This window comes from Kitasatospora sp. NPDC023120 (genome assembly GCF_055560835.1).
This window is the reverse complement of record NZ_JBVHHY010000024.1, coordinates 87,211-99,806: the sequence shown is the minus strand read 5'-3', so window position 1 is coordinate 99,806 and position 12,596 is coordinate 87,211. Positions and strand designations below refer to the sequence as shown.

9 protein-coding genes are annotated in these 12,596 nt (G+C 75.6%); 1 reads left to right on the top strand and 8 read right to left on the bottom strand.

The annotated features are described in order from the left end of the window. Positions 1 to 125 precede the first annotated feature (125 nt). The 8 genes from ACZ3TI_RS30495 to ACZ3TI_RS30460 form a co-directional block, all read right to left on the bottom strand. Positions 126 to 923, bottom strand: coding sequence for a S1 family peptidase (locus tag ACZ3TI_RS30495; protein WP_465731917.1), 798 nt, complete (start codon positions 921 to 923; stop codon positions 126 to 128). Positions 924 to 1,216: 293 nt separating this feature from the next. Then, positions 1,217 to 2,860: an RNA polymerase sigma factor gene (locus ACZ3TI_RS30490; RefSeq protein ID WP_465731840.1), complete on the bottom strand. Its 1,644-nt coding sequence runs from the start codon at positions 2,858 to 2,860 to the stop codon at positions 1,217 to 1,219. 475 nt (positions 2,861 to 3,335) lie between these two features. Next, entirely contained in the window at positions 3,336 to 4,268 is a 933-nt protein-coding gene (locus ACZ3TI_RS30485) for a FadR/GntR family transcriptional regulator (RefSeq protein ID WP_465731838.1), read from the bottom strand. 150 nt (positions 4,269 to 4,418) lie between these two features. Beyond that, on the bottom strand, positions 4,419 to 5,324 hold the full coding sequence (locus ACZ3TI_RS30480) for a hypothetical protein (RefSeq protein WP_465731836.1): 906 nt from the start codon (positions 5,322 to 5,324) through the stop codon (positions 4,419 to 4,421). Between the two features lie 3 nt (positions 5,325 to 5,327). Further along, complete coding sequence (locus ACZ3TI_RS30475; RefSeq protein WP_465731834.1) at positions 5,328 to 6,734, bottom strand: ATP-binding cassette domain-containing protein; 1,407 nt, start codon at positions 6,732 to 6,734, stop codon at positions 5,328 to 5,330. Positions 6,735 to 7,100: 366 nt separating this feature from the next. After that, entirely contained in the window at positions 7,101 to 7,379 is a 279-nt protein-coding gene (locus ACZ3TI_RS30470; RefSeq protein WP_465731832.1) for a hypothetical protein, read from the bottom strand. A gap of 187 nt (positions 7,380 to 7,566) precedes the next feature. After that, positions 7,567 to 8,325: an NUDIX hydrolase gene (locus tag ACZ3TI_RS30465; protein WP_465731830.1), complete on the bottom strand. Its 759-nt coding sequence runs from the start codon at positions 8,323 to 8,325 to the stop codon at positions 7,567 to 7,569. Positions 8,326 to 8,467: 142 nt separating this feature from the next. Next, the gene (locus ACZ3TI_RS30460) at positions 8,468 to 10,591 is read right to left on the bottom strand and encodes an amylo-alpha-1,6-glucosidase (protein ID WP_465731915.1); all 2,124 of its coding nucleotides are present in this window, start codon (positions 10,589 to 10,591) and stop codon (positions 8,468 to 8,470) included. Positions 10,592 to 11,277: 686 nt separating this feature from the next. Here ACZ3TI_RS30460 and ACZ3TI_RS30455 point away from each other — a divergent pair. Beyond that, complete coding sequence (locus tag ACZ3TI_RS30455; protein WP_465731828.1) at positions 11,278 to 12,591, top strand: alpha/beta fold hydrolase; 1,314 nt, start codon at positions 11,278 to 11,280, stop codon at positions 12,589 to 12,591. Positions 12,592 to 12,596 lie beyond the last annotated feature (5 nt).

Below are 12,596 nucleotides of genomic sequence, written 5' to 3'. Positions count from 1 at the left end.
GACGGCTCTTCCGCGTTCAGGCGGCCTCCCCGCGTCCACCCGCCACGGGCTCCGCGACCCGACGCGGCATCAGAACGTGACCGCCGCATCACGCGCCGCGATTGCCACGGCGGGTGCCCGGGCGGTCACAGCACCGAGCGCACCGCGTCCACGACCGACGACACCCGCGTGTAGACGCCCGGGTGGGCGGCCTCGGCACAGCCCGTCCCCCAGGACACCAGGCCGACCAGCCGCCCGCCGACGATCAGCGGACCGCCGCTGTCGCCCTGGCAGGCGTCCTTGCCACCCTTCTCCTCGCCCGCGCAGACCATCCCCCGGGCGTCGAACTTGCCGTCCTGCCCGCCCGGGTAGGCGTGCGCACAGGTCTGGTCGGGGACGATCGGCACGTCCACCCCGCGCAGCATGGGCGAGTAGTCGCCGCGCCCGGTGGTGTCGCCCCAGCCGTACACCCGCGCCCTGGTCCCGGCCGCGTACGGCTCGGTCTCGCCCTGGCCGACCAGCTCGACCACCGGCCGGGAGCCCTGGGACTCGGCGAGGGTGAGCACCGCGACGTCGTTCATGTTGGCGGTGAAGCTGTAGTCGGGATGGATCCAGACCGACCGCACCGAGACCTCGCGACCGGAGGTGCCGCGCATGTCGTCCCGGCCGACGATCGCCTTGAGGCCCGGCCGCTCCACCCGGCCCCTGCCCTCGTCGTAGAAGCAGTGCGCGGCCGTCACCACCTTGGTCGGGCTGACCAGCGCGCCCCCGCAGAACTGGCCCGAGCGGCCGCTGCCGAACTGCTGGCGGCTGGACAGCGCCACGATCCACGGGTGGTCGGCGGTGCTCGCGGTGTTGCCGCCGACCACCCGGCGCTGCGCCGCGGCCGGCGCCGCCGCCCCGAGGGCGACCAGCGGGACGGGTACGGCGGCGAGCAGCACCAGTGCGGCGGTCCGGCGGCGGCGGTTCGCCCGGGCGGCGGCCGGGTCCGTCCGGGGCTGGGCGGGCGTCGGCAGGTCAGTGCGGTCCGGCTCGGTCGGCACCGTGACTCCAGGAGGTCGGCAGCAGGCAACCGGCACAGCGTAGGTGACCGACTACGGTGGGCGACCGCTTCCTCCCGCGCCGCCACCCGGACGAGCGACAACCGCCACCCGGACGCTGACGCACGCGGGTCCGAACAGCCGCGAAGGCCCGGAGCCTTACGGCTCCGGGCCTTCGCTTCGACGATCGCCGCCGATCAGTCCAGGTAGTCGCGCAGCACCTGGGAACGCGACGGGTGGCGCAGCTTCGACATGGTCTTCGACTCGATCTGGCGGATGCGCTCACGGGTGACCCCGTACACCTTGCCGATCTCGTCGAGGGTCTTCGGCTGGCCGTCGGTCAGGCCGAAGCGCATCGAGACCACGCCCGCCTCGCGCTCGGACAGGGTGTCCAGCACCGAGTGCAGCTGCTCCTGGAGCAGGGTGAAGGAGACCGCGTCGGCCGGGACGACCGCCTCGGAGTCCTCGATCAGGTCACCGAACTCGCTGTCGCCGTCCTCGCCCAGCGGGGTGTGCAGCGAGATCGGCTCGCGGCCGTACTTCTGGACCTCGATGACCTTCTCGGGGGTCATGTCGAGCTCCTTGGCCAGCTCCTCCGGGGTGGGCTCGCGGCCCAGGTCCTGGAGCATCTGGCGCTGGACGCGGGCCAGCTTGTTGATGACCTCGACCATGTGCACCGGGATGCGGATGGTGCGGGCCTGGTCGGCCATGGCGCGGGTGATCGCCTGGCGGATCCACCAGGTGGCGTAGGTCGAGAACTTGTAGCCCTTGGTGTAGTCGAACTTCTCGACCGCACGGATCAGACCGAGGTTGCCCTCCTGGATCAGGTCCAGGAAGAGCATGCCGCGACCGGTGTAGCGCTTGGCCAGCGAGACCACCAGGCGGAGGTTGGCCTCCAGCAGGTGGTTCTTGGCCCGGCGGCCATCCTCGGCGATGATCTCCAGCTCGCGCTTGAGCTTGGGGGCGAGCTTGTCGGCGGCCGAGAGCTTGTCCTCGGCGAACAGACCGGCCTCGATGCGCTTGGCGAGCTCGACCTCCTGCTCGGCGTTGAGCAGCGGGACCTTGCCGATCTGCTTCAGGTAGTCCTTGACCGGGTCGGCGGTGGCACCGGCGACGGCGACCTGCTGGGCCGGCGCGTCGTCCTCGTCGTCGTCGGAGAGGACGAAGCCCTCCGACTCCTCCTCCGGGCCCTCGGCCTCGGCCTTGTCGCCCGGCAGGGCGACGTCCTCGAGCAGCTCCTCTTCGCCGAGCAGCTCCTCGTCACCCTTGCCGGCCTTGCCGGCGGCGGTCTTCTTGGCGGCAGCCTTCTTGGCCGGCGCGGCGGTCTTCTTGGCCGCGGCCTTCTTGGCCGGCGCAGCCTTCTTCGCCGCGACCGCCTTCACCTCGGTGACGACGGTGGTCGCCTCCTCCACGGTGATCTCGGCGGAGACGGTGGGGGCCGGGGCCGCGGCGGCGGCCGCGACGGCCGGAGCCGCGACGGGGGCGCCGGGGGCGATCCGCACGGGGGGCTTGGTCGGGGCCGACGGAGCGGCCGGGGTCCGGGTGGTGACAGCCTTGGTGGCGGTGCGCTTGGTGGGGCTCTTGGCAGCAACGCTCTTGCGCTTGGCGCCGGCCGGTTCGGCCGCGCTGACCATGAGGTCCACCCCCTCCTCAATCAGCACCTGGTTGAGGCTGCGCATGACGTTCTTCCACTTGGTGACCGGGATCTGGTCCGCCTCGAACGCCTGGCGCACGTCGTCACCGGCGATCTGCCCCTGGGCCTTGCCCCGCTCGATGAGCGCCAGCAGAGCCGCGGACTCGGCGATCTCGGGGGGAAGCGAACGGGATGTGCTGGCCGACACGAACAACCTCTCGGACGATGAGTGGACTCGAACCCGTACCGGCCGCCCGAGCGGGCGGGGAAGGAGATCGCGCGTCGGACGCGCGGTGTCGATTCCGACCGACTCGGGCTTGAGGACTGGGTTTGCAGGACGGCAGCAGCGCCGCGGACCAACACAGCATTCTGACATGTTGGAGTATTCCGGAGCTGCTTCCGCTCAGGACACATCGCTGCTACTCGTCAAGTGTTACGCATGGCCTTCGTGTCGCGGGTCACACCACTTGGCGTCCGCGGCCACCGGGCCGGATTCCATCATCGCGCACTCGCGCCCAAGCCTTTGTCATGGACAAGGCGTATCGCGAGGCTCGGGCGGCCAGCCCCCCCTGCGGGCCGTCGGCATGGCAGGCCCTCCGGCTGCGCCACGCGGTGCGGCCGGAGGGCCCGGGCGTAGCGGACCGCCGGAACCCGGCGCCTCCGCTCGTCGGAGAACAGCCCGCTCAGTGCTCCCGGGGCGCGGGGACGGACGGCTCGACCTCGGGGTGGACGGTGAGCAGCGCCCGCATCGCGACCTCGCCCGCGGCGCCGTCGCCAGCCCCCAGCGCGTCCACCAGCCGGGCGTGCAGGCTCACCGAGGACTCGGAGGGCCGCTCGCAGGAGATCGCCGGGCCGCCCGAGACCTGCAGGGCGCAGGCGACGATCCCGGACAGGTGCTCCAGCATCCGGTTGCCGGCCATCTGCAGGACCAGGCCGTGCAGCTCGGCGTCCGCCCGGGTGTAGGTGGAGAGGTCGGCCTGGGCGGCGGCGTGGCCCATGATCTCGACCAGCTCGACCAGCCGCTGCTGGACGTCCTCCCGGCCGTGGCCGGCCGCCAGCCGGGCGGCCAGCGGCTCGATCGCCCAGCGGAGCTCGAACAGCTCCCGGCGCTGCTCGTCTCGCTGCGGGCCGAAGGCGCGCCACTCGATGATGTCCGGGTCCAGCAGGTTCCAGTCGGTGACCGGGCGGACCCGGGTGCCCACGTTCGGCCGGGCGCTGACCAGGCCCTTGGCCTCCAGCACGCGCAGCGACTCGCGGACGACGGTCCGGGAGACCTCGAAGCGCTGGCCGATCTCCTCGGGCACCAGCGGGCGGTCGGCGCCAAGGTCGCCGGAGACGATCATCTGGCCGAGCTGCTGGACCAGCTGGCCGTGCAGACCGCGGCCGCGGCTGCTGGTGGTCTTGCGGCCGACCCGGCCGATGTCGGACTCGGCGCCCTCCCAGCGGGGCGCCGGCGGGGTCGGCCGGTCGGCGTACGAGAAGCGGTCCAGGTCGCCGGAGCCATGGATGGGCCCTTCGGCGGAACGGGCGGGGGTCATGGTGGGGTGCGCAAGGGTACTCACGCCTCCTTTGTCGGCGATCGGCAGGCGCGGCTTGAGAATTCTCGTGAAAAGCACACGAAAGGGTGATCGACCGTGACTGGATAATTGACTTCTTATCAGGAAGAACCGCTCATTACGGTCACTGCTGGTCGATCTTGGTAACTCGGGGCCGGCGAGACCGGATCGCTTGCGATGACGGGCGGCAGCGCTTGCGGTAGCGGGCGGCTACAGCGCGCGGCGGCGGGCCTGGACGAGCAGGGCGGCGAGCAGCAGGACGGCCGCGGGGGCCGCGACCGCCGCGAGCAGCGCCGGGTCGGTCAGCGACGCGCTCCCGACCACCGCCTCGTGCGCCCCGCCGTAGACCCAGCCGTAGGCCCACTCGATGCCGGACTGGAACGGGAGCAGCTCGGCCGCGCGGGCCGGCCACGGCCGGCCGGTCCGGCGCAGCAGCAGGGCGACACCGGACTCCAGCAGCGGCGGCAGCGCGCACAGCAGCGCCACCCCGGCGGCGGCGCTGCGGGTCAGCGACGCGGTCAGCACCCCGGTCCAGGCGGCGACGACGGTCAGCAGGACGAACGCCAGCAGCGCGGCGGGCATCCCGTGACCGGCCATCAGCGCCAGCGGGGCGAAGGCCCCCGGCAGATCGGACAGCCCGGACAGGCCGGCGCCACTCACCGCCTCCGACACCCGGGCCGACAGCGCGGCGGGCTCCGACCAGGCCGCCACCGCCACCCCGTCCGGCAGCGCGAGGTGCACGGCCACCGTGTCCAGCAGCAGGGTGGCCAGCGCCAGCAGCGCCGCCACCGGGCCGATCACCAGCAGCTTCGCCAGCAGCAGCCGCACCCGGCGCGGGTACGACACCAGCGAGGCCTGCAGCCCCGGGTGGCGCACCTCGTGCCCGTACGAGAGCGCGCCCAGCACGCCAGCGCCGAGGGCGGCGAACGGGAGCGGGATCAGCGGGACGGCGGCGGTCAGCAGCCGCACCCCGGCGGGGGCGGCCAGCGCACCGTCCGAGGTCTGGCTCGCCAGGACGGCGGCCACGGCGGTGTCGCCGATCAGCACGGCGGCGAGCAGCAGCCAGGTGGAACGCAGGCCGCGCAGACGGCGCAGCTCGTAGGCCAGGACACGCACGGTTCACTCGCTCCGGTGGTCGTCGGGGGTGGCGGGGGCGGAGGCGGCGGTGGCGCCCGAGGTGAGGCGGCGGAGCCGGACGGTGTCGTCGGTGAGCAGGTCGGCGTTCTCGCGGCGGGCCGGGGGCTTGGCCCGGGGTGTCTCCTCGGCCGGGACGGGGTCGTCGCGGAAGAGCCGGCCGACGGCGACGGTGGGAGCCGACTCACCGCACGCGGTCCGCTCGGCGGACGCGGCCCGGGGTGCGGGCGCGCCGAGGACGGGGAGGGCGGCACTCACCACCGCGACGGGCAGGGCGCGGGTGGGCAGGGATGCCTCGTCCTGCGGGCGCTGCGCCCGGCGCTGCGGGATGGTGGGCTCGGCGTCGGGATCGCCGGCCCGGACGGCGGGAGGCCCGGTGACGGCTGCCTCGGCCGGGGCGTCGGAGGTGGGTCGGGCGGTCGGGTCGTCGGTCTGTTCGGCGGTCGGGTCGGTGGCCGGTGCCGGGCGGACCCGGAGGTGGCCGGAGCGGCCCGAGGCGACCGGCAGTACGACCCGAGGTGCGGGCTGCTCGACCACCCGGTCGGCCAGCTCGTGCAGCAGGATCCCGTGGCGGTAGGCGAGTTCGCCGATCTCGGTACGGTCGATGCCGGCCACCGCGAGGCCCACGCTGCCGTCCCGGCGGACCTCGGCGCCCTGACTGATCAGCAGGTCCGCCAGTCGCGCCATCTGCGGCCCGCGGACGGCCACTTCGGGGCTGAGCCTGGTGCGGCGGAACTCCGTGACCGGCTGGTCGGCCACCAGGCGGCCACGGTCCAGGGTGACGACCCGGTCCGCGAGCTGCGAGGCCTCCTGCGGGGTGCGGGTGGTCACCAGGACCGTCCCGCCGGCGACGGCGAACGAGCGCAGGAAGGAGTGGAACCACTCGGCGTTGCGCGGCGACAGTCCCTCGGTCGGCGCGTCCAGCAGCAGCGTGCCGGGGTCGCCGAGCAGCGCCGCGGCGAGGGCCAGCCGACGGTGCATGCCGGGCGAGAAGGTGCGCAGCCGCTGCCCGGCGACGGTGGCCAGCCGGGTCTGCTCCAGCAGTTCGTCGACCCGCCGGGCGGGGACGCCGACGGCCGCGGCGAGCATCCGCAGGTGCCCGTGCGCCCGGCGGCCCGGGTGCCCGGCCGGCGCGCCCTCGCCCGCTCCGGGCAGCAGCACGCCGACCTCGCGCTCGGGCCGGCGCAGCCGACGGTAGGGGCGGCCGTCGAAGAGCGTGACGCCCTGGCCCCGTTCGAGCTCGAGCATCAGCCGCAGCGCGGTGGACTTGCCGGAGCCCTCGGTGCCCAGCAGCGCGGTCACCATGCCGGGCCGGGCGTCAAAGGTCAGGTCGAGCACGGCGGGCGGGGCGCCCTTGCGGTAGACCTTGGTCAGTCCGGTGATCTGGATCATCGCTGGCTGCTCCCATGCCGTCGGCCGACCTGCTCGGCGCGGAGCGCCCCCTGATGGGCCGGCATACGCCCGCACGGCTCCGCGCCAGCACACTAGGGGGCGGCGACGGCTATTCCGGGCATTACGGGAACGGCACGGGCCCGCCGACTGCCCACCTCACCCGATCAGGGGAAAATCCGATCCTGCGATTCACGGGACCGACCGCTCGGGGACGTGGACGGGGCTGCCGGCCGGGGTGCGGGCCGGGGGCCGGGGCCGGTCGGGGGCCGGGGCCGGTCGGGGGCCGGGGCCGGTCGGGGGCCGGGGCCGGTCGGGGGCCGGGGCCGGTCGGGGGTGCGGGCCGCGGTCGGTCGCGGCGCTCCGGGGCTAGGCGGGCGGCCAGGGCAGCGGCGGGAGCTTCTCGCCGCCGCAGACCGTCCGGAACTCGTCGACGGCGGCCTGGCCCTCGACGGCCAGCTGGCCCAGCTGCTCGCGCTCGGCGGCCAGCCGCTCCTGCACGGCGGCGATCGTCTCGGGCGCCGCCTGCCCGGCCCGCAGCGCGGCCAACTCCTTCTCGGTGGCGGTGGTGGTCGCGTCCAGGCTCTCGTAGTCGGACGCCAACCCCTCGATGAGGAATCGCTGGTGCGCGCAGTCCTTGAGGGCCATCACGGGGCTCCTGGGGTCCGGAAGGCCTCCGGCCCGGCGGCCGAAGCGTCCACCGACACTCTGCGCCGGGGCCTCCGCGGCCGCAGCCAGGCCGGGCCATTCGGCTCTCCGGGGGCACGGCCGCCGCACGGCCCGGCCGAGCCCGGGCACGCCGGGCGGTGCGCCGTCCGAGCTCGTCCGGCGGGGCTCAGGACTCCGGGCGGAGCATGGGCGGGTTGAGGACGGTCGCCCCGCCGGCGGTGAACAGCTGGGCCGGGCGGCCGCCCTGACGGGTCGTCGTGCCGCCGGAGGGCAGCAGGAAGCCGGGGGTGCCGGTGACCTTGCGGTGGAAGTTCCGCGGGTCCAGCACCACGCCCCAGACCGCCTCGTAGACCCGGCGCAGCTCGCCGACGGTGAACTCGGTCGGGCAGAAGGCCGTCGCGAGGGAGGAGTACTCGATCTTGGAACGGGCGCGCTCCACGCCGTCGGCGAGGATCAGACCGTGGTCGAAGGCGAGCGGGACGCCGTCGGCCGGGTTGTCGCCGAGGAGTTCGCCGACCGGGGCCCAGCGGGCGCTGCTGGCGTCGCCGCCGGCCCGGGGCGTCGGCAGGTCGGGGGCGAGCACCAGGTAGGCGACGCTGACCACCCGCATCCGGGGGTCGCGCTGCGGGTGCCCGTACGTGGCGAGCTGCTCCAGGTGGGCTCCGGCCGCACCGGGGCCGACCGCCTCGTGGCCCGGGGCCGAGTGCGCGCGCAGACCGGTCTCCTCGGCCAGCTCCCGGGAGGCGGCCTCGGCCAGGCCCTCGTCCGGGCGGACGAAGCCGCCGGGCAGCGCCCAGTACCCCTGGAACGGCGGCTCGCCTCGTCTGACCAGCAGGGCGCAGAGCGCGTGGTCGCGCACCGTCAGCACCACCAGGTCAACCGTGACAGCGAACGGGGGGAAGGCCGACGGATCGTAACGCGACATGGCGACGATCATAGTCGTCTCTCTGACGATAAGCACAGGCCTTGCAACCCAGCCCGCGCGCGGCCGGTGGCCCCGCCCGCCCGGCCGGTTCGCGCACGGGCGGGCGGGAACCGCCGGGCCCGGTGCCGGTGGAGTGACCGCCTCAGCGGGCGACGAGCTGCAGGTCCGTGGACGCCTCCTCGACCATCGCCACTCCGATCCGGCTCACCCGGACCGAGAAGGGCTCGCCCGCCACCCGCAATCCGGTCAGCTCCAGCTCGCCGAGCGGCGCGGTACTGGCGGGACGGACCAGGACCCGTCCGCCCGGGACATCGGGCCGGACCCCGGCGAGGGCGAACACCGCGTGCACGGCACCGGCCGCGGAGACCGCCGCCGGTCGGCAGGCGGCCGGGTGCGGCACGGGCGGGCAGCCGGGGGCGCGCTGCTCCCCCGCGTACATCTCCGGCAGCCGCCCCTCGAAGTGGGCGGCCGCGGCGAGCAGGCCCTCCAGCAGGGTGCCGGCCTCGTTCTCGTGGCCGGCCTCGGCCAGCCCGGCGATCGCCAGGGCGGTCTCGTGGACCCGCACCGCCCCGCCGCGGTGGCCCAGCGGGTTGAAGCGGGGGGACTTGGCACTGAGGGTGCGCAGGCCCCAGCCGCTGTCCAGCTCCGGCGCGACCAGGCGCTGGGCGAGCAGCCGGGTCTGCTCGCGGTCCAGCAGGCTCTCGTGCCGGCCGCCGTCGACGGCGAGCCCGGTGTCCAGCAGGTGCACCAGGGAGGAGGCGACGGCGGGCAGCGGCCGGCCGCTCGGGGCCAGCCCGGCAGCGGGGCGGCCGCCCGAGAGGTCGTCGACCCAGAACCGCTCGCGGAACCGCCCGCGCAGCTCGGCGGCCCAGCTCCGCCAGCCCTCGGCGCCGGGGCGCCCGAAGGCCTCCAGCAGCTCGGCGCCGTGCAGGGCGGCGCGGTGGGCCTGCGCCTGGACCTCGGCGCGGGCGGCGGCCGGGTGGGCGGAGCGCTCCTCGACGGGGCGGCTCAGGTCGGTGACGAAGCCGTCCACCAGGCCCTCGCGCAGGGCGGCCAGGGCCCGCTCGGCGGCCGGGAGCAGCTCGGCGACCTCCGCCCTGGGCAGGCCCCAGCGCCAGGCCTCGGCCAGCACGGTGACGAACAGCAGGGTGGCCTCGGTGGCGGTGCAGGTGGGCGGCAGTTCCGGGCCGCCGTGCCGCAGGCCGCCGGGCAGCAGGCCCTCGGTGCGCCCCGGGGCCGGGGCGAGCTGCTGACGGCGGGCCAGCGCGCGGAGGGTGCCGGCGGCGAGCCGGGTGCCGAGCGGCAGGGTCAGCCGGGCGGCCCAGAGCGCGTCGGCCGGGGCGAGGCCGAAGCGCCAGGGCGCGCCGGAGGCCGGGTAGAGGTCGGTCGGGCGGTCCGGGTCGGCGAACAGCAGCCCGCCGAGGGCGTCCAGGGAGCGGGAGACCAGCGCGGCGGCCCGGGAGTCGTCGCTGCGGACCTCCGGCTCGGACCAGGGCAGCGGGACGCCGGTGCCGCGTCCGCCGGGCGGGCGGGGACCGGTGGCGGCGCTCTCCAGTTCGGTGCGCAGCTCGACCGACCAGCGGGCGCCGGGCTGCACCTCCAGGTCCCAGCGGAGCACCCCGGCGCCGGCCAGGACGGCGTGCGGGGAGGGCTTGGCGCTGACCACGGCGCTGTGCCCGGGGCCCGTCCAGCGCAGGCCGGCGGACTGCACCTGGCCCGGCAGGTCGGGCGGGCGGTGCCCGGCGGCGATCTCGGCGACCGGGCCGAGGTCCGTGCCGACGGCGATCTCCAGCGGCAGCCGGGCGGGGCGCGGACCGGTGTTGCGCACGACGACGGTCTCCACGCCGTCCGCGTGGCGCAGCCGCTCGACGGTGAGCGCCGGGTCCGGGTCGAGGTCGCCGGGCAGGCGGACGGCACCGAGGAAGCGGGCCTGGGCGGTGCTGGTCAGCGCGCCCTGGAGCGGCAGCGGTTCCATGCCACCCAGCCGCAGCTCCATCCGGGCGAGCGCCCGGACGCCGTTGCGGTAGAAGCCGTGCAGGCCGTGGCCGCGCAGCTGGCCGTCGGGGCCGGAGGCGGCCATCGCCGGGGCGTTGACGCAGATGACCGCGTGGTGGACAGCGGGGGGCTGCGGGCGCGGTGAGGCGGCGGGGCGGCCCGGGCCGACGGGGGCGCCCCCGGGGCCGGCCGGCGGGACCTGGTCGGGGCGACCGACCGATCTCGGCGCGCCGAGCACGCTCTCGGCCGGCATGGCCTGTGGTGGCCTCATGGCGGTCACCGGACTCTCCTCCCCTCGGCGGTCCGGTGGCCGGGTCAGGCCGGTGGGCCGCGAGCATGCTCGATCGCGTGCTGATGGTGCCGGGCCGGCGGGATCTCCCCGTCGGCGGGTGTGCCGTGTCTGGCCGTACCCGGTGCCGGGTCGTGCCATGCGGTGCCGGTACCGGGCCGGTGCCGACGCCGCCGCGCCGTCGCGTCGGGCCGCCGCCGTGCCCGGCAAGCCGTCGGGTCCGGAGTCCGGACTGCCGTGCCGCCCCGCCCCCTTGGCCCGTGCCCGCCGGGTCGGCCGCCCGGGCCGGGCGCCGGTCGGTCTCCGTCCGGGCACAGGGCCCCCGGGGTGAACGCCGCGCACCGCCGCCAGGTCACGCCCCGCCGCGACGGCCGCCGGTCGGGACCCCCGCCGGGCGGTGGTGCCGCTGCCGTCGGGGCGTCGCCGGGGCCTCGCCACCTGCCCGTCGCCGTCCGGGGCCGGGGCCCGGTTGCGGGCTTGCCGGGCTGTCGTCCGAGCTGCTCGGAGCGGGCGCCGGCCTGGGTCGTCCGCCCGGTCGGACGGAGGGGGGACGGTCGAACCGGCGCTCGACCGCCGCCAGGATACGGTGCGGGGGTCGCGGCGCCCGCACCCGGTGACCCCGTGAACCGCGACGCCAGCGCTGTGACCAGCAGAGACCGAGGAGTTGCATGTCCACCATCAGCCGGCTGCCCGGGATTGTCACGACCGACCACGTCTTCCAGGTCCCCCTCGACCACGCCGCCCCGCAGGGCGAGCAGATCGAGGTGTACGCCCGCGAGGTGGTGGCGGCCGGCCGCGAGCGGGACGACCTGCCCTGGCTGCTCTTCCTCCAGGGCGGGCCCGGCGGCAAGGCCGCCCGCCCGCTCGGCCGGGACGCCTGGCTCGAACGCGCCCTGGACGACTACCGGGTGCTCCTGCTCGACCAGCGCGGCACCGGGCGGTCCACGCCTGCGACCCGGCAGACCCTCGCCCGACGCGGCACCCCGCAGGAGCAGGCGGACTACCTGGCCCACTTCCGCGCGGACTCGATCGTCCGGGACTCCGAGCTGATCCGCACCCGGCTGGTCGGTGCCGACCGGCGCTGGAGCGTGCTCGGCCAGAGCTTCGGCGGCTTCTGCACCCTCACCTACCTCTCCATCGCTCCCGAAGGCCTGACCGAGGCCTTCATCACCGGCGGCCTGGCCGGCCTCGGCAGCTCGGCCGACGACGTCTACCGCGCCGCCTACCCGCGCGTGGTCCGCAAGAACGAGGACCACTACGCCCGGTTCCCGCAGGACGTCGAGGCGGTGCGGCGGATCGCCGCCCACCTCGCGGACTCCCCCGCCACCCTGCCGGACGGCGGGGTGCTCACCGTCGAGGCGTTCCAGGCCCTCGGGCTGCTGCTCGGCGGCGGCAGCGGCTCCGGCACCCTGCACTACCTGCTGGAGGAGGCCTGGGTGGAGGGCTCGGCCGGGCCCGAGCTCTCCGACACCTTCCTGGCCGGCGCCCAGTCCCAGCTCTCCTTCGCGGGCGGCCCGCTGTACGCGGTGCTGCACGAGTCGATCTACGGCCAGCGGTCGGTGGACCAGGGCGGCACCGCCTGGTCGGCCGAGCGGCTCCGCAAGGAGTTCCCGCAGTTCGACGCCCGGGCCGCGCTGGAGTCCGACGCGCCGGTGCTGTTCACCGGGGAGATGATCTACCCCTGGATGTTCGACACCGACCCGGCGCTGCGACCGCTGAAGGAGACCGCGGAGCTGCTCGCCTCCCGCACCGACTGGCCCGACCTGTACGACCGGGCGCGGCTGGCCACCAACAGCGTGCCGGTCGTGGCGGCGGTGTACCACGATGACATGTACGTGGACACCGCCGACTCGTTGGAGACCGCCCGTGCGGTGCGCGGCCTGCGGACCTGGATCACCAACGAGTGGGAGCACGACGGCCTGCGGGTGAGCGGCGGCAAGGTGCTGGACCGCCTGATCAAGATGGCGCACGGCGAGGCGTAGCGACC

Bases quoted from the DNA above. Each gene is read 5' to 3' on its own strand.
- ACZ3TI_RS30475 (WP_465731834.1), bottom strand. From the start codon at position 6,734: ATGATCCAGATCACCGGACTGACCAAGGTCTACCGCAAGGGCGCCCCG.
- ACZ3TI_RS30470 (WP_465731832.1), bottom strand. From the start codon at position 7,379: ATGGCCCTCAAGGACTGCGCGCACCAGCGATTCCTCATCGAGGGGTTG.
- ACZ3TI_RS30465 (WP_465731830.1), bottom strand. From the start codon at position 8,325: ATGTCGCGTTACGATCCGTCGGCCTTCCCCCCGTTCGCTGTCACGGTT.
- ACZ3TI_RS30460 (WP_465731915.1), bottom strand. From the start codon at position 10,591: ATGAGGCCACCACAGGCCATGCCGGCCGAGAGCGTGCTCGGCGCGCCG.
- ACZ3TI_RS30455 (WP_465731828.1), top strand. From the start codon at position 11,278: ATGTCCACCATCAGCCGGCTGCCCGGGATTGTCACGACCGACCACGTC.